This is a genomic window from Achromobacter mucicolens (assembly GCF_902859725.1).
Lineage (GTDB): Bacteria > Pseudomonadota > Gammaproteobacteria > Burkholderiales > Burkholderiaceae_B > Achromobacter > Achromobacter mucicolens.
In genome coordinates this window covers 234,111-250,401 of record NZ_CADIJP010000002.1, presented here as the reverse complement: position 1 = coordinate 250,401, position 16,291 = coordinate 234,111, and the positions used below count along the sequence as shown (strand labels likewise).

Below are 16,291 nucleotides of genomic sequence, written 5' to 3'. Positions count from 1 at the left end.
AATCCAGCGTGAAATTCATCCTGCGCCGCATCGCGGCCGTCATACCCGTCATGGCCGTCGTGGCGGTTGTGGTGTTCCTGCTGATACACCTGTCGCCGGGCGATCCCGCGGCGGTGATCGCGGGCGACAACGCCACCGCCGACGACGTCGAGAAAATCCGCCAGAACCTGGGCCTGGACAAGCCGCTGTTGCAGCAGTTCGGCATCTGGATCAGCCACATCGCCACGGGCGACCTGGGCACGTCGATGTCCACCCAGATGCCCGTCTCGCAGCTCATCGCCCAGCGCATGGGCCCGACGATCTCGATCGCGCTCTTCACGATGCTGTTCGCCGTGCTGGCGGCAATTCCCCTGGGCGTGCTGGCGGCATGGAACGCCGGCAAGTGGCTGGACAGGCTGGTGATGGTGGGCGCGGTGTGCGCGTTCTCGGTGCCCGTGTTCCTGATCGGCTACAGCCTGGTGTACGGCTTTTCCATCAAGCTCGGCTGGCTGCCGGTGCAGGGCTATAAACCCCTGGCCGATGGCCTCGTGCCTTACTTGCGCCACCTGGTGCTGCCCTGTCTGTCGCTGGGCCTGGTGTACATGGCGCTGCTGACGCGCATGACGCGCGCCACCATGCTGGAGGCCCTGTCCGAAGACTACATCCGCACCGCGCGCGCCAAGGGCCTGTCATCCGGTCCCATCGTCTGGCACGCGCTCAAGAACGCCGCCAATCCGATCGTCACGACCATCGGCGTGGGCGTGGCGCTGCTGATCGGCGGCGTCGTCGTGACCGAGACCGTGTTTGCGATCCCCGGCCTGGGCCGCCTGACCATCGACGCCGTGCTGCGCCACGACTATCCGGTCATCCAGGGCGTGCTGCTGGTGGCCTCGGGCATCTACGTGCTGATCAACCTGCTGGTCGACCTGAGCTACCGGCTCTTCGATCCCCGCATCCGCTACTGAGAAGAGCCCACGCATGAACACGACCACCCTACCCCTTCCCGCCGCGCGGCCGCGCCTGCGGCGCGCGTTCCGATCGGTGCGCCGCCATCCCATGCTGTACGCCGGCGGCGCGATCCTCATCATCCTCGCGGCCATCGCGCTGGCCGCGCCGTGGCTGGCCACCGTCGACCCGCAGGAGATCAATCCGCTGGCGCGCATGAAGCCGCCCTCGGCCGAACACCTGTTCGGCACCGACGCGCTGGGCCGCGACGTCTATTCGCGCACTGTCTGGGGCGCCCGCATCTCGCTGCTGGTCGGCATCGTGGTCGCGGTCGTCTCCACCGCCGCTGGCGTGGTGCTGGGCATGATGGCAGGCTACTTCCGCCGCATCGACGCCGTCATCATGCGCATCATGGACGGCCTGATGGCCATCCCCGGCGTGCTGCTGGCGATTGCGCTGATGGCCACGCTGAAGGGCGGGCTGGGCACCGTCATCATCGCCATCGTCATTCCCGAAGTGCCGCGCGTCGTGCGGCTGGTGCGCGCGCTGGTCCTGACCATCCGCGAGCAGCCCTACATCGAGGCCGCCGTCTCGGTCGGCACGCGGGTGCCGTCGATCCTGATGCGCCACATCCTGCCCAACCTGTTTGCGCCGCTGATGGTGCAGGCCACGTTCATCGCGGCCTCCGCCATCCTGACCGAAGCCGTGCTGAGCTTCCTGGGCGTGGGCATTCCGCCGCACATCCCGAGCTGGGGCAACATCATGGCCGAAGGCCGCAACTTCGTGGCCGTGGCGTTTCACATCATCCTGTATCCGGGCCTCTTTCTGGGCGTGGCCGTCCTGGCCGTCAACCTGGTCGGCGACGGGCTGCGCGACATGCTCGATCCCCGCCTGGCCAAGAAGCTGTAGGAGCGCACATGCAACCCCATCCTGTCCTGCGCGTGCAAGACCTCACCACCTGTTTCGACGGCGACGACACGACCGTGCTGGCCGTCGACAAGCTCTCGTTCGACCTCCTGCCCGGCGAAACCCTGGGCCTGGTGGGCGAATCGGGCTGCGGCAAGAGCGTCACGTCGCTGTCCATCATGCGGCTGCTGCGCGCCCCCGGCCGCGTCGCCAGCGGCAGCATCGAATTCGACGGCAGCGATCTCCTGGCCCTGCCCGAGAAATCGATGCGCGCCATTCGCGGCAACAAGATCTCGATGATCTTCCAGGAGCCCATGACCTCCTTGAACCCCGTGATCACGGTGGGCAAGCAGATCAGCGAATCGCTCATGCTGCACCAGGGCCTGTCGCGGCGCGAGGCGCTGACGCAGGCCGAGGCGCTGCTGGACCTGGTGCAGATCTCCGACCCGGCGCGCCGCGTGCGCGAGTACCCCTATCAACTCTCGGGCGGCATGCGCCAGCGCGCCATGATCGCCATGGCGCTGGCCTGTCAGCCCAAGGTCCTGATCGCCGACGAGCCCACCACGGCGCTGGACGTCACCATCCAGGCGCAGATCCTGCATCTGTTGCGCGATATCCAGGCGCGCCTGGGCACGGCCATCGTGCTGATCACGCACGACCTGGGCGTGGTCGCGCAGATGTGCCAGCGCGTGATCGTCATGTACGCCGGCCGCAAGGTCGAGGAAGGCAGCGTGGACGACGTGCTGGACCGCCCTCAGCACCCGTACACGCAGGCGCTGATCCGTTCGCTGCCCGACTTCGTCGACGGGCAGGACCACACCGCGCGGCTTGCCGAATTGCCCGGCATCGTCCCGGTGCGCACACCCGCCTCGCGCGGCTGCGCCTTTGCCGCGCGCTGCCCCGAGGCCCTGCCGCGCTGCACCGAAGAAGCGCCCGGCGCCACCGACGCGGGCGCCCGCCACCGCGTCTGGTGCTGGGCCCGCCAGGACGCACCGGCTCCTGCCGCCCTGACCGCCTGAGACGCATGAGACCTGCCATGAACCTGCACGACATTCCCCTCGCGTCTTCCGTGCCTGCCGCCACCGCGGTGCCCATGCTGGAAGTCATCGGCCTGAAGAAGCACTTTCCCGTGGACAGCGGGCGCGGCGCCAAGGTGCTGCGCGCAGTCGACGGCATCTCGCTGTCGGTGCCCCGCGGCCAGACGCTCAGCCTGGTCGGCGAGTCCGGCTGCGGCAAGTCCACCACCGGCAAGTGCCTGATCCGCCTGACCGATCCCACCGAGGGCCGCATCCTGCTGGAGGGCGAAGACCTCGCCAAGATGAATAGCAGCCAGCTGCGCGCCATGCGCCGCCGCATGCAGTTCATCTTCCAGGACCCGTTTTCGTCCATGAACCCGCGCATGCGCGTGCGCGACATCATCGGCGAGCCCCTGCGCAACTTCGGCCACGACCGCGAGGCCATCCGTGCGCGCGTGTCGCAGCTGCTGGCGCGCGTCAGCCTGCGGCCCGATGCCGCGGACAAATATCCGCATGAGTTCTCGGGCGGCCAGCGCCAGCGCATCGTGATCGCGCGCGCCCTGGCATTGGACCCGGGCCTCATCGTCTGTGACGAGCCCGTCTCGGCGCTGGACGTGTCGGTGCAGGCGCAGGTCATCAACCTGCTGATGGACCTGCAGCGCGACCTGGGGCTGACCTACGTATTCATCTCGCACGACCTGAGCGTCGTGCGCCACATCAGCCACCGCGTGGCCGTGATGTATTTGGGCAAGATCGTGGAGATCGGCACGCGCGATGCGATCTTCGACCGTCCGGCCCACCCCTACACCCGGGCGCTGCTGGCAGCCGTGCCGTCCGCGCGCCACGGGGAGCGCAACCCCGTCGAGGTGCTGAAGGGCGAAATCCCCAGCCCGCTGTCGCCCCCGTCCGGATGCGCGTTCCGTACCCGCTGCCCCATGGCGCAGCCACGCTGCGCCGAAGAAACGCCCCAGCCCCGCCAGGTCGCCGCCGAACAGCGGGTCGCCTGCCACTTCGCCTGATCCTCCATTGCCCGATCCCACTTTGCCGGAGAACCGCATGTCCCAGCCCGACGCCACCCCGTTTGACTACATCCTCGCCGGCGGCACCGTCATCGACGGCACCAACGCCCCCGGGCAGCGCGCCGACGTGGGCGTGCGCGGCGACCGCATCGCCGCCGTGGGCGACCTCAGTGGCAGCGCCGCGCGCCGCCGCATCGACGTATCGGGCAAGGTGGTGGCCCCCGGCTTCATCGACTCGCACACGCACGACGACAACTACCTGCTCAAGCGCCGGGACATGACGCCCAAGATCTCGCAGGGCGTCACCACCGTCGTCACGGGCAACTGCGGCATCAGCCTGGCGCCGCTGGCCCACGCCCACGCCAGCCCGCCCGCGCCGCTGGACCTGCTGGACGAAGGCGGCTCCTACCGCTTCGAACGCTTCTCCGACTACCTGGACGCGCTGCGCGCCACGCCCGCCGCCGTCAATGCCGCTTGCATGGTCGGCCATTCGACGCTGCGCGCGGCCGTCATGTCCGACCTGCAGCGCGCCGCCACCCCGGACGAAGTGCAGGCCATGCAATCGCTGGCCGACGATGCGCTGGCCAGCGGCGCCATCGGCATCTCCACCGGCACGTTCTATCCGCCGGCGGCCCAGGCCACCACCGAGGAGATCATCGAGGTCTGCCGTCCGCTGAACACGCACGGCGGCATCTACGCCACGCACATGCGCGACGAAGGCGAACACATCGTGCAAGCGCTGGAAGAAACCTTCCGCATCGGCCGCGAACTGGACGTGCCCGTCGTGATCTCGCATCACAAGGTCATGGGCCAGCCCAACTTCGGGCGGTCGGCAGAGACGCTGCCGCTGATCGAGGCCGCGATGGCCAAGCAGGACGTCTCGCTGGACGCCTACCCCTACGTGGCCGGCTCCACCATGCTCAAGCAGGACCGCGTGCTGCTGGCCGGCCGAACCATCATCACCTGGTGCAAGCCGTACCCGGAGCTGAGCGGCCGCGACCTGGACGAAGTGGCCGCCGAGCGCGGCAAGTCCAAGTACGACGTGGTCCCGGACCTGCAACCGGCAGGCGCCATCTACTTCATGATGGACGAGCCCGACGTCCAGCGCATCCTGAAGTTCGGCCCCACCATGATCGGATCGGACGGCCTGCCCCACGACGAGCGCCCGCATCCCCGGCTGTGGGGCACCTTCCCGCGCGTGCTGGGCCATTATTCGCGAGACCTCGGCCTGTTCCCGCTGGAAACCGCCGTCTGGAAGATGACGGGCCTGACCGCCGCCAAGTTCGGCCTGGCCGAGCGCGGGCAGGTGCAGCCCGGCTACTTTGCCGACCTCGTGGTCTTCGACCCGGCCACCGTGGCGGACGCCGCCACCTTCGAACGCCCCACCGAACGCGCGGCGGGCATCCACTCGGTCTACGTCAACGGCGCGCCCGTCTGGCAAGACCAGGCCTTCACCGGCCAGCACGCCGGCCGCGTCCTGGCCCGGACCGCCGCCGGGAGCGGCGCATGAGCGCCCGCAAGCTCCACCTTGCCGTCGCGCAGCTAGGCCCCGTCCAGCGCAGCGACACCCGCGTGCAGGTCGTGCGCCGCCTGATCGACCTGCTTGACGACGCGCACAGCCGCGGCGCCGCCTGGGTAACGTTCCCGGAACTGGCCCTGACCACCTTCTTTCCGCGCTGGTCCCTGGACGATCCCCGCGAAGTGCAGGAATTCTTCGAGACCGAGATGCCGGGCCCGCTGACCCGCCCCCTCTTCGACGCGGCGCGCGACAAAGGCATCGGCTTTTACCTGGGTTACGCCGAGCTCGCTGACGGCGCGCAGTACAACACCAGCATCCTGGTGGGCCGCGACGGGCAGATCGTGGGCAAGTACCGCAAGATCCACATCCCCGGCGACGCGCAGGCCGTCGACGGCGCCCCCTTGCAGCACCTGGAAAAGAAGTACTTCGCCGTCGGCGACCTGGGATTTCCCGTGTGGCAGACGCCGGACGCCGCCATCGGCATGTGCATCTGCAACGACCGGCGCTGGCCCGAGACCTTTCGCGTCATGGGCCTGCAGGGCGTGGAGGTCGTCATGGCCGGCTACAACACGCCGTCGGGCTACGTGCAATGGAACGAGCCGATCCACCTGCGCATGCACCATCACCTGCTGTCGCTGCAGGCAGGCGCCTACCAGAACGCCTGCTGGGTGGCGGCGGCGGCCAAGGCCGGCGTCGAGGAAGGCAACCCGATGATCGGCGGATCCTGCATCGTCGCGCCCACCGGCGAAATCATGGTGCGCACCTTTTCCGAGGACGACGAGGTCATCAATTTCGTCTGCGACCTGTCGGTGTCGGATCACTATCGCGCCAACATCTTCAATTTCGCCGCCCACCGCCGGCCCGAGCATTACCGGATGATCGTCGAACGCACCGGCGCCCAACCGCCCGCCTGAACCGGCCCACCCCTTACAATCCGGCTACACGCGGCGGGGCTTGCGGGCCCTGCCCCTGCCTTCAACCCTATCAGCCAGACCGCTACATGGCCCCAACCGGCAACACATCCCCGCCCGAGATCGTGGGCAAGGAAGAAATGGGCGCCCGCCTGCGCGCCGAGCGCAAGGCCAGGAAAATGACCTTGCAGGCGCTGTCCAAGGCCAGCGGCATCGCGGTATCGACCCTATCGAAGGCTGAACTCGGCCAGATCGCCCTCAGCTACGAGAAATTCGCCGCCCTGGCCCGCGCGCTCGACATCGACATGACCCGCATGTTCATGCTGCGCGACGCCGCGCAGGCCGCGGTCGCTCCCACCTTCGTCAAGAACCGGCTCAGCGACGCCCGCGATTACATCACCGAGAACTATCACTACCGCCTGCTGATGGGCGAATACCCCGGCAAGAAGATGCTGCCGATGGTCGCCATGATCGACTCGCGCAAGGTGGTGGAGTTTGAAGACTACATCCGCCATCCCGGGCAGGAGTTCGTCGTGGTCCTGTCGGGCAAGGTCCGCATCCAGTTCGAAAACGGCGACAGCGTCGTGCTGAACCGCCTGGAATCGGCGTATTTCGACAGCAGTATCGGGCATGTGTATCTGTCGCTGAGCAGAAAGCCGGCCGAGGTGCTGGCGGTGTGCAGCGACATGGACGACGTGCCGGACAGATTGAAGGGCTGAGCGCCTAAGCGCCTAAGTGCCTAAAGGCGGCGCGCGCTCGCGGCCAGCAGCTTTTTCGTCATCGTGTCGTAGCGGCGCAAGATGCGCCGGCCATTGAGCGCCTTGCTCCACGAATACACGGGAATCAGCTGCTTGGAGCCGTAGCCGTCCACCAGATAAAGGCCTTCCCGCCCTTCGGCATTGAAGCCCACGACGATATTGCTGGCGCTGACGTCGTTGAAGATGACGTGCGCATCGATCAGCGCCATGATGAAGTCATGCACGCGATGCCGCAGTTCTGGGGAAAACCCGTGCCGCGCCACCACCTCTTTCAGGGTGGGCGCCAGGTTCCCGTGGGCGTCGACGATGCGCTCGACCACCAGCCCCAACCCCTTCGAGGTCAGCACCAGGCCAAAGATGCGCGCCATGAGCACGTTGCCCACATGCGCCCCTTGCCGCGCGGACGTGGCGATGTACTCGACGGTCTCCATGATGAACACCCGGTGCGCGTCATCCCGCTGAAAGCGCTTGTACCAGGCCCGCTTGCGGTCCGGCTGGCTGCGGCGCGCGCCATTGATGATCTTGATGAGCAGCGAGCTGTCGGCCGGGTGCAGATACACGTCCCGTTCGCTGCCCGCCGCGGCGATCGAGAGCGGTCTCAAGTCCAGGACGTCGAAGGGACTGGCCGCCCACGCGGCATGAAACGTCATCCGCGGCAGGACGCTCAGATCATTCGATAGCGGGGCCAGTTCGGCAATATCGCGCCGGACGGACGCATTTAGCATGGCAATCTCTGGAGACGACTGCTGCACTGTGTCGTTGAAAACTTGCGGGGTAGCGCGGCGAACCGTTCTATCCAAACGAACGGATGCAGGATGGCGCAGGCGCGTGGTGGCCATATGGTATGCGGGCATCTGCCCGCGCACAAGCGGGCGATGGCACGGCCGAACCGGGGATTTCGCCGGAATGGGCCCGGTTACCTAGACGATCCCGGGCGGCGGTCGATTGTTTCCCAACATGGAAATCTGTTTTCCAGGCCAATCCGGAAACATTTTCCGGATTGGCTGGCCGATACGCCTCAATTATTGAGAAACACGTTTGCGCGATCCGGGGCCTGGGACTTCTCGGCAGCGGCCGATGCGCGCTTCGGGGCGGGCCTGGCGGCCGCCGGCGCCTGGACCTTCTTGTCGGTCTTGCGCACGATGTAACTGCCGCCTTCGCTCAGGGTGCCCGACGCCATCTTCAGGAAAGAGAACTTGGGCTTGACCTCCGTGACCCGCCCCAGCCCGACTTCGGATTCCATCGCACCCAGGGATTCTCCGCTCTGCGGATCACGCAGTTCTTCGCCCACCAGGAAGACCGCATAGGTGTCGCCCGCTGCGATGCCGCCCTCTCCGCGATTGATGATGGCCGTATCGCCCATCACCTTGATGACCTGCATCGGATAGATCGCATCCACCATGCGGGCAACCAGCTTGTCGGCGGCGCCGCCGATCAGCTTGTTCAGGGTATCGGCGCCCACACTGGTGGCGCCCGCATAGTTGCCGCCGAACTTCTGCGACCCCGACCATTTGATCTTGCGGGAAGAGAACTCGATCACTTGCAATTGCAGCGTGCCGCTGGCGCTGCTGTTGACCAGGACTTCGCCCGTCATGGCAATGGTTTCGCGCTGGTTGTTGCTGACGCCAAGACTCTGCAACTGTGCCACCACGAGATAATCGGCGCCACTGGCCTGCGACAGGCGGGCGACCTCGGGATTGGCCGCCGCGTCGCCCAGGATGAACTCCTTCTCATCCTGGAAGAGCCTGTCGTTTTCCCGATTCAGCACATCGAAGCGCCGCGTGCCCACCAGCGATTCGCCGACGGTCTGGATCAACTGAGGACGGAACTGCCTGCTGTTGCTGACCACGACCACGCTGCGGCGGTTGCTGTCCGCGCCCAGGCGTTCGTACTTGGCGTAGCGCAACGTGACGGTGGCTTCCCAGCCGCGGCCCGGAAACTCAGCCACGTTGTTGACGTCATAACCGAGTATCGGCGCATTCTGCGGCGTATTGAGCGTCTGGCGAATGTTCTTGTTCATGGCGCTGACGACCGTGGAATGATCCTGATTGTCCACGGACGCATCGACAGACACGTTCTGCGTCACGAACTGCGCCGACAAGCGCACGCCAAACGCCTGCCCGGCCGCGCTGACCAGCGCGGCCTGAATGGCCTCTTCACGGCTCATGCCCTGGCCATCGGCCGTCACGGAAGCTTCAGTGACTTGCGCCTGGGCGCTCGGCATCAGGCCAAGACAAATTGCCAACGAAACCAGCAGGGTCGAAAGAACGGCTTTCATGCAGTGATCCTGTAGGGGCGGTCAACCGCCGTTAAAAGTCATGCTTGCTGTTGATGGACTTCGACGAGCGGTTCTGGTCGGTGGCCGTGGCGGCCGCGCCGTTCGGCTGCGCGCCGTTGCCGCGACCGCGCATCTGCGCGTCGATGGCGTTGGCGTTCTCCAATTGCCCGTACGTCCACCCCACCACGGTTCCCACGTGTTCGACGCCGTTGCCGTCCTGCGTCGACCAGCGCTTGACGATGCTGGTGCCACGCAACTCGCCGCTTGCCGACGCCGTGCCGGTGCGCGACCGTTTCTGGATCGTTTCGGCGATCTGTTCCTTGATCTGTTGGCTCTGGCCAACCTTGCCGTTCTCGATCTCGGTAACCTGGCGGGCCAGGTCTTCGTTGACGTCGCCCATCTCCGTGTTCTCGGAGATCCGGATGTTGTTGTTCATGAAGGCAACGATGTTGGCCTCGGCCATCGCCTGCGCGATATCCTGAGCCGTCTGCTTGGCACGAATCGCGCGCGACGCGCTCCAGCTCGGGTCCATCGGCACCGATGCGCGGCCATAGGACAGCAGCATGGGACGGCCGGCCTCGTCGTAGGTGAATCGCAGGCCAACCTCGTTCAGATACCCCTTTTCATTGGCAGGCAGCAGGTCCTTGAGCGACTTGGGGTCGCCCTTGACCAGCGTCGGCCGCTTGCGCGCGATGTCCTGCGCAAATTGCCTGGTCTTTTCAGACTGAACCGCGATCACCGCCACCAGCATGGCCTTCTTGCCATTTGCCGTCTGCGAGAAGATGCGCGTCTGCACCGGCACCAGGCCTTGCATGTTCTGGTATGCCGACTTGGTCACGCTCTTGCTCAGATTGTCCTTGAACAGCGTTTTCTTCTGTTCCACGGTCATCTTCTTGACGTCCTCCGCCGGGACGCCTTCCTCGACCAACGCGTTATCGAGTTTCTTGTCGAGCAGCGTCAGCGCCTTGTCGATCAAGGCTTCCAAGCGTCCGCCACCGGCTTTCAGCGCGGCTTCAAGCTCCACCGGATCGAAGACGTCCTTGTTGCTGGACTGGTCCTCAAAACGCGTCAGGATCGTCTGGGTGGTCAGGCGGCCATAGGTCGACAGGATGTAATCGGCCTGCATGTCGAACACGGCGCGCTCGTAGGCCAGAGCCAACTGCGTGCCGTAATGCGGATTGGCCGCACTGTCGACCGACAGCGGCGCAAAGCCGGCGTAGAAGACTCGCCCATCCTGGGCCTTGCCCATCGCCTGGCCGAACTGCTCTTCGAATTCGGCCACCCAGTCTTCATAGCTCTGGACGGGCTCATCGCCCATGGCATTGGCGCCGGTGGCCTTGTCAAGCAGCGCCTCCGGCGCCTGGCCGGGAACAGGGGTCACGGCGTGCACGCCCGCTGCGGGTTGTGCTGCGGGCTGTGCCGGGGTTTGCGCCAGCGCGGTTTGCATCGGCGTGCCGGCTGCGGCAAGCAGGGACAACGCCAGGACGATCGGGGTTAATTTGGACATGACGCGGCCTCTTACCATGCGAAATTCTGATTCGGCCCCAGCTTCTCGATGGGGATCAGGGATTGGAAAATTTCCAGGCCGGTATCACGCTCAACCACGCGGAAATCAAATTCGTACTCCAGCTGCTGCTGCTTCTGCGCGCCGTCGACAACCGTGCGCTGACGGATCGCGCCTCCCATTTCCAGGTCGGACGCGACCACGGTGCCGTTACGGGCGACCGTCTTCTGGTTGAACATCTTGGACTTGCTGAGTTGACGCGAGTCCTTCACGAAGTCCGTGCGTTCGGCGCCCGTCGCGCCGGTAAAGATGAATTGGCCGGTCTTCGTCAGCGCGATCTTCATGCGCGAGGTCATGCTGGCGGTGTCGATGCGGAACGTCGTGTCGTTGACCACTTCGCCCATCTGCACGACCCAGCGGCCGCCGCCCGGCTTCTTGGCGTAGGGAGATTCCAGGAACTCTTGCACGGCCTTCTTCGACGCGTACTCAAAATCCGTGTTCTGCAGACCGAAGGACACCATGCCCGGCTGGCCGGTGCGGCTGAGATCGCCATTCGGGTTGCTGGAAACCACTGCCATGTTCTGGCAGCCCGCCAGCGACAGCGCCAGGAGGGCGATGAGAGATGCTTTTTTCATGGATGTTTGATGCTCAGTTTTCAACGTATATGCGCACGATGGCGCGCGTGGCCAGGGGATCCATGGCCGTGGACTGGATGATTTCCTGACGCCGAGGGTCCAACGCCAGGCCATCGACGACCTGGGCGCCGTTGACGACGCGGCGCCCGCAATCGTCAAACCACTGGACCGCGTATCGGACGCGCAGAATCACGCCGAAGGGCTGGGGGTCGCGCGCGTTGCGGACAGAGAACTGCACCGCCTTCATGCCGTTGCGCAGGTCGATCAACGCCGCGCCCTCGACCGCCGCCCCTTGTGGGCTGGCCTCATCCACGACCTGAAGGGCCGTTTCGGGGGCCAGTGTCATGTCGCAGGTGATGACCCGGGGCGCCGCGAGCGGCACGCGTGTTTCCCCCTGCACCCCGCCAGCAATCCCCGTCAACAGGACGATGGCCAATCCTCGAACAAGCGCCCGCATGTCAGAGACCACCGGCAACTTTGACCGGCGCGGCAGCTTGGGTGACCGGCGCCTGGGCCGGCAGCGGCTGCACGTATACAGCCGGCTTGCCCGCCGTGCCGGACGCTTTCACCAGCACCAGCGTATTGACGTCTTCCTGCAGCGGGATCTGTGCAATGGATTCGCCCTGGGCGGCGGCTAGCGTCAGCCGACCGTCTTTCGGGCGGTCGACCACCACCATTTGCAGCGTGTCGGGCAGATTGGCCCAGGCGCGAACGTCCGCCTTGGTCAAGGCGTACTGCACGGCGCCGGTTCCCAGCTTCAACAGTCCGGCCACCAGCGGATCCGCCTTCTGCTTGTCGATCTGGTTGTTCACAGCGGCCTGGGCGGTGGTCTTCAAGACCGTGGAAATCACGGCTTTGGCCACCACGCCCTTGTAGCCGGCATCGAACTCCAGCCCGGCCACTTCGTTCAGGTCGGTCAGGACAGCGGTTTCCTGTTGCGTCTTGCCCGAACCCACCTTCAGGCTGCCGTAGGCGGCCTGTCCGCGGACAAACTGGGGCAGCGCGATGCCGCTATAGGTGACCTTGTCGCTGACGATGAACAGGGGCAGGTCAATGCGAAACTCCTTGAACCCGGGTCCGACGCCGTCTTCGTACAGCACGATGACCTTGTTCTTCAACACGCCTTTGCCCTGCTGCAGCTCCCGGCTCAGGTAGGCAAGGACCGCATTGCCGCCGCGCGTGGCGCTGGCGGCGTCGGCGCTTTTCAACATGTCCCGGGACACGTTCGAGCGCTTGTCGGACGTGGACGAGGACGTCGCACGGAAGACGGCGCTCATTGCGTCACCGGCCGACAGGCGGATCTTCGACGACTTCAATCCACTAGGCAGATCTTTCACGCCGTCGGCGATCTTGGGGCCCACCTCGCCCAGGCTTTTCTTGGCGCCCTCGCTCTTCTCGTCGGCCAAACCGGTCTTCACCGACGCGTTGACGGTGTCGGAATAGGCCTTGAGCTGGGTCTGGGCGTTGCCCTGCCGGACCTGCAAGCGGTTGAAGTCCACCCGAGCATTGCTCTCGTCGCCCAGCATCAGATGATTGATGGCCTGGTAGTAGTCGACGAGGGAGCCCTGGTAGATCTTGCCCTGATAGGCGCCGAACGCGCTGCTGGTCAGGGTCGTGCCGATCAGATTGGCGACTTCGGCCGGCGTTTCGACCGTGTCTTCCTTCCAGTTGAGCTGGGTGGCCGCGGCGTTGAATGCGTCGCGGCTCAGCGCCCACATGCCGGCGTCGTTGAATGCCTTGCCCGCTTCCAGCGCGTCCAGCAGGCTGGCCGGGTCATACGTCGGTTGGCCCTTCGCGTCCAGGTAGCGCGCGGCATAAGCCTGGTAATCCGACGCGGCGAGGTGGATGGAAGCGTCTTTCTCGCTTACGGTCCGCGTCCCCGCGCAACCTGACAGCACGGCAACAGCCGCAACCAGCACCCCCTTTCCCACCCACCCCATGCGGCGCATCCTGCTCTCCTTGTAGTTAATTCAAATACTTGGTTACATAGATCGGGTGCGATGGTAACACATGGTTATTTTTAACCACATTTCAAGCGTTATTTGTATCCGCCTTGTGACACACCGCGCGGCTCTTCATCGCGCACGCCTAGGGCGTGAGCGGTTTGCGGAGATCGGGAAACGGACGTGGAGTGACAACGGATCGCGCCGTCACGACGATCAGGCGGATAGCAGATCGAGGGAGACGTCGCCGGGGTGGTCGAAGAGGGCGACGGCGGAGATGCAACCGAGCCAGGCAGAGCCGGCCGATGGGGTGCCGAGTCCGGCGCCGAGCCTGATGCCGAGCCCGGCGCCGTCTGAACAACAAAAAACCCGCATCCTCAAAGAGAGATGCGGGTTCATTGCGAGGAATTTCTTGGTGCCGACGGCGAGACTCGAACTCGCACAGCTTTCGCCACTACCCCCTCAAGATAGCGTGTCTACCAATTTCACCACGTCGGCTTGACCACTCCAACAAGGCGAACCTTGCTGGAAAGTCGAGCATTCTATCACGTAATTTTGAAAGCGGGAAAGCCGTCCCGCTTTATCCGCAAAGCGCCTGGCGCGAGGGTCATCGCTGCCCTCGCGCCCTGCCCGCCGATCAGTTGATCTGCAGGTTTGTCGCCTTGACCACGTCGCCCCATTTGCGGGTTTCGCTTTCCATGAACGCCTTGAACGCCTGCGGGGTGTTCGGCGGCGGGGGCAGCAAAAAGCCGTTGGTCTGGTAGCTGGCGGCCAGCGCCGAGTCGGAGGTCAGGGCCTTGTTGATGGCAGCGTTGACCTTCTGCACGATCTCCGGCGGAGTGCCGGCGGGCGCGAACAGGCCAAACCAGGCCGCCACGTCAAAGCCCGGCACGCCGGATTCGGCGATGGTCGGGATTTCGGGCGCGAACGGCACGCGGCTGCCGGTGGTGACGGCCAGGCCCGTCAGTTTGCCGGCGCGCACGTGCGGCAGGAGCGGCGGCAGGTTGTCGAAGATGGAGTCCACCTGGCCGCCCAGCAGGTCGGCCACGGCCGGACCGCTGCCGCGATACGGAACGTGCAGGATGTCGATGCCGGTCTTCATCTTGAAGAGTTCGCAGCCCAGGTGGGCGGACGAACCGTTGCCGGGCGAGGCGCAGGTCAGCTTGCCGGGATTCTTCTTGGCGTACTCGATGTATTCCTGCACGGTCTTGACCGGCACGTTCGCGTTGACCGCGAGGATGTTGGGCACCACGTTCAGCAGCGCGACCGCGTCCAGGTCCTTGAGCGCGTCATAGGACATCTTGGAGTACAGCGACTGGTTGATCGCCGTGGAGATGGACCCCACGAAGAACGTGTAGCCGTCCGGCTGCGCGCGGGCGACGGTCTCGGCGCCGATGTTGCTGTTGGCGCCCGGCTTGTTCTCGACCACGAAGGTCTGGCCAAATTCCTTGCCCAGCACGTCCGCGATCATACGGGCGCTGATGTCGGTCGTGCCTCCCGGCGCGTAGCCCACGACCAGCCGCACGGGCTTGGTGGGATAGCCGTTTGCCTGGGCCTGGACGGGGCCGCCCACGACACACGCGAGCGCCGCGGCAACGCCAGCCAGCTTGGAATAGATGTTTTTCATGTTTCCTCCTGTTGAAAGCGGTGGGACGCGACGTTACGCCGCGCCATTTCTTGTTGTTGTCCGGGCCGTGCGGCCCGGTGGGAATCAGACGGCCGACTGGGAACTCCAGGGTCCGGCTGGTTGCACCGGAGCGATCAGGTCCGGCGTGACGTCGGCAAGCGTGCCGCAGCCCAGCAGCGCCATGTTGGTGGAGATCTCGCTGTGAAAGATCCGCGCGACCTTGCGGATGCCAGCGGCGCCCGCCACCGCCGCGCCGAAAAGCTGCGGGCGGCCGGTGAAGACCATTCGCGCGCCCAGGGCCACGGCCTTGAGCACGTCGGCGCCGCGCCTGAAGCCCCCGTCGACCATCACGGGATAGCCTTCGGGCACCGCGGCGACGACATCGTGCAATGCCTGCAGCGGCGAAATGCAGCCGTCGAGCTGGCGGCCGCCGTGGTTCGACACGATCACGCCGTCCGCGCCCGCCGCATGCGCCATCCGCGCATCGTCGGGGTGCATGACGCCCTTGAGCACCAGCTTGCCCGGCCAGTTGTCGCGGATCCAGCGGATGTGTTCCCACGACAGCTTGTCGCGCTCGCCACGAAAGCCGTTGGGCGGGTCCTGCGTGATGGGCGGGCCGATCTCTTCGTACAGGTTCGAAAACCGGGGCACCCCGCTGCCCAGCAGCGTGCGCATGAAGACGTTCAGCGTCCAGCGCGGATGCAGCATGCCGTCCAGCACGACGCGGCCGCTCATCTTGAACGGGACGGTGAAGGCCAGCCGTTGCAGGTTCTCGCGGTTGGCGCCCACGCAGGTGTCGATGGTGACAACCAGCACGGGAATGCTGGCCGCGCGCAGCCGCGCCAGCAGCTTGCCGATGCGATCGATGTTGCCGGGCAGATAGGCCTGGTACCAGCACCGGTTGCCGGTCGCCTCCTGCAGGCGTTCGAGCGGCACGCTTGAGGCGCCGCTGATGATGAACGGAATCCGCGTCTCCTGGGCGACGCGCGCCAACGCCAGATCGCATTCATGCATGACGATGGCCGAGAAGCCGGTCGGCGCGAACCCCACCGGCATGGCGTAATCCTGGCCAAACAGGCTGACCTGGCTGCTACGCTGGTCCACCACGCGCAGCCCGCGCGGCCGAAAGCCGATGTCGCGGGGGGCGCGCACGCTCTCGGACAGCGACGCGCCGTCTTCCGTGCCGCCGCAGATGTAGCCTTCTACGCAGCGCGGCATGATGCGCCGCGCCTCGCGTTCGAAGTCACCCAC

The 16,291-nt window shown here is 65.7% G+C and carries 15 protein-coding genes and 1 tRNA gene; 7 read left to right on the top strand and 9 right to left on the bottom strand.

Features of this window, described 5'->3' with window-relative positions:
- Positions 1-8 precede the first annotated feature (8 nt).
- The 7 genes from HV786_RS02950 (at position 9) to HV786_RS02920 (ending at position 7,014) form a co-directional block, all read left to right on the top strand.
- Entirely contained in the window at positions 9-944 is a 936-nt protein-coding gene (locus HV786_RS02950; protein ID WP_128829214.1) for an ABC transporter permease, read from the top strand.
- Positions 945-957: 13 nt separating this feature from the next.
- Complete coding sequence (locus HV786_RS02945) at positions 958-1,833, top strand: ABC transporter permease (RefSeq protein ID WP_142050488.1); 876 nt, start codon at positions 958-960, stop codon at positions 1,831-1,833.
- 8 nt (positions 1,834-1,841) lie between these two features.
- Complete coding sequence (locus tag HV786_RS02940; protein ID WP_152383625.1) at positions 1,842-2,849, top strand: ABC transporter ATP-binding protein; 1,008 nt, start codon at positions 1,842-1,844, stop codon at positions 2,847-2,849.
- A 17-nt stretch (positions 2,850-2,866) separates the two neighbouring features.
- The gene (locus HV786_RS02935; RefSeq protein ID WP_128829217.1) at positions 2,867-3,865 is read left to right on the top strand and encodes an ABC transporter ATP-binding protein; all 999 of its coding nucleotides are present in this window, start codon (positions 2,867-2,869) and stop codon (positions 3,863-3,865) included.
- 37 nt (positions 3,866-3,902) lie between these two features.
- Positions 3,903-5,375, top strand: coding sequence for an N-acyl-D-amino-acid deacylase family protein (locus tag HV786_RS02930; RefSeq protein WP_175209943.1), 1,473 nt, complete (start codon positions 3,903-3,905; stop codon positions 5,373-5,375).
- Positions 5,372-6,298 carry an N-carbamoyl-D-amino-acid hydrolase gene (locus HV786_RS02925; RefSeq protein ID WP_128829218.1) on the top strand — a complete coding sequence of 309 codons (927 nt, stop codon included), beginning with the start codon at positions 5,372-5,374 and terminating at the stop codon, positions 6,296-6,298. The genes HV786_RS02930 and HV786_RS02925 overlap by 4 nt, the downstream gene beginning before the upstream one ends.
- Positions 6,299-6,384: 86 nt before the next feature.
- Positions 6,385-7,014, top strand: coding sequence for a helix-turn-helix domain-containing protein (locus HV786_RS02920; protein ID WP_056321556.1), 630 nt, complete (start codon positions 6,385-6,387; stop codon positions 7,012-7,014).
- Between the two features lie 20 nt (positions 7,015-7,034).
- Here HV786_RS02920 and HV786_RS02915 read toward each other — a convergent pair whose 3' ends face one another.
- From HV786_RS02915 to HV786_RS02875, 9 genes are all read right to left on the bottom strand, one after another.
- Positions 7,035-7,778 carry a YrbL family protein gene (locus HV786_RS02915; protein WP_252870285.1) on the bottom strand — a complete coding sequence of 248 codons (744 nt, stop codon included), beginning with the start codon at positions 7,776-7,778 and terminating at the stop codon, positions 7,035-7,037.
- Positions 7,779-8,071: 293 nt separating this feature from the next.
- On the bottom strand, positions 8,072-9,331 hold the full coding sequence (locus HV786_RS02910; protein WP_128829219.1) for a hypothetical protein: 1,260 nt from the start codon (positions 9,329-9,331) through the stop codon (positions 8,072-8,074).
- A 31-nt stretch (positions 9,332-9,362) separates the two neighbouring features.
- Positions 9,363-10,838, bottom strand: coding sequence for a DUF6844 domain-containing protein (locus HV786_RS02905; RefSeq protein ID WP_128829220.1), 1,476 nt, complete (start codon positions 10,836-10,838; stop codon positions 9,363-9,365).
- An 11-nt stretch (positions 10,839-10,849) separates the two neighbouring features.
- Positions 10,850-11,470: a penicillin-binding protein activator LpoB gene (locus HV786_RS02900; RefSeq protein ID WP_056321546.1), complete on the bottom strand. Its 621-nt coding sequence runs from the start codon at positions 11,468-11,470 to the stop codon at positions 10,850-10,852.
- A gap of 13 nt (positions 11,471-11,483) precedes the next feature.
- Positions 11,484-11,927, bottom strand: a complete 444-nt coding sequence (locus HV786_RS02895) for a putative periplasmic lipoprotein (protein WP_158216718.1) — start codon at positions 11,925-11,927, stop codon at positions 11,484-11,486.
- Position 11,928: 1 nt separating this feature from the next.
- Entirely contained in the window at positions 11,929-13,419 is a 1,491-nt protein-coding gene (locus HV786_RS02890; protein ID WP_128829222.1) for a COG3014 family protein, read from the bottom strand.
- Between the two features lie 407 nt (positions 13,420-13,826).
- A tRNA-Leu gene (locus HV786_RS02885) sits at positions 13,827-13,911 on the bottom strand.
- Positions 13,912-14,050: 139 nt separating this feature from the next.
- Positions 14,051-15,040, bottom strand: a complete 990-nt coding sequence (locus HV786_RS02880) for a Bug family tripartite tricarboxylate transporter substrate binding protein (RefSeq protein ID WP_128829223.1) — start codon at positions 15,038-15,040, stop codon at positions 14,051-14,053.
- An 84-nt stretch (positions 15,041-15,124) separates the two neighbouring features.
- Complete coding sequence (locus HV786_RS02875) at positions 15,125-16,258, bottom strand: alpha-hydroxy acid oxidase (RefSeq protein ID WP_254599434.1); 1,134 nt, start codon at positions 16,256-16,258, stop codon at positions 15,125-15,127.
- Positions 16,259-16,291: the final 33 nt, after the last annotated feature.

Coding starts and splice junctions, on each gene's coding strand:
- HV786_RS02895 (WP_158216718.1), bottom strand. CDS start 11,927: ATGCGGGCGCTTGTTCGAGGATTGGCCATCGTCCTGTTGACGGGGATT.
- HV786_RS02910 (WP_128829219.1), bottom strand. CDS start 9,331: ATGAAAGCCGTTCTTTCGACCCTGCTGGTTTCGTTGGCAATTTGTCTT.
- HV786_RS02905 (WP_128829220.1), bottom strand. CDS start 10,838: ATGTCCAAATTAACCCCGATCGTCCTGGCGTTGTCCCTGCTTGCCGCA.
- HV786_RS02920 (WP_056321556.1), top strand. CDS start 6,385: ATGGCCCCAACCGGCAACACATCCCCGCCCGAGATCGTGGGCAAGGAA.
- HV786_RS02900 (WP_056321546.1), bottom strand. CDS start 11,470: ATGAAAAAAGCATCTCTCATCGCCCTCCTGGCGCTGTCGCTGGCGGGC.
- HV786_RS02890 (WP_128829222.1), bottom strand. CDS start 13,419: ATGCGCCGCATGGGGTGGGTGGGAAAGGGGGTGCTGGTTGCGGCTGTT.
- HV786_RS02915 (WP_252870285.1), bottom strand. CDS start 7,778: ATGCTAAATGCGTCCGTCCGGCGCGATATTGCCGAACTGGCCCCGCTA.
- HV786_RS02935 (WP_128829217.1), top strand. CDS start 2,867: ATGAACCTGCACGACATTCCCCTCGCGTCTTCCGTGCCTGCCGCCACC.
- HV786_RS02880 (WP_128829223.1), bottom strand. CDS start 15,040: ATGAAAAACATCTATTCCAAGCTGGCTGGCGTTGCCGCGGCGCTCGCG.
- HV786_RS02945 (WP_142050488.1), top strand. CDS start 958: ATGAACACGACCACCCTACCCCTTCCCGCCGCGCGGCCGCGCCTGCGG.
- HV786_RS02940 (WP_152383625.1), top strand. CDS start 1,842: ATGCAACCCCATCCTGTCCTGCGCGTGCAAGACCTCACCACCTGTTTC.
- HV786_RS02875 (WP_254599434.1), bottom strand. CDS start 16,258: ATGCCGCGCTGCGTAGAAGGCTACATCTGCGGCGGCACGGAAGACGGC.
- HV786_RS02925 (WP_128829218.1), top strand. CDS start 5,372: ATGAGCGCCCGCAAGCTCCACCTTGCCGTCGCGCAGCTAGGCCCCGTC.
- HV786_RS02930 (WP_175209943.1), top strand. CDS start 3,903: ATGTCCCAGCCCGACGCCACCCCGTTTGACTACATCCTCGCCGGCGGC.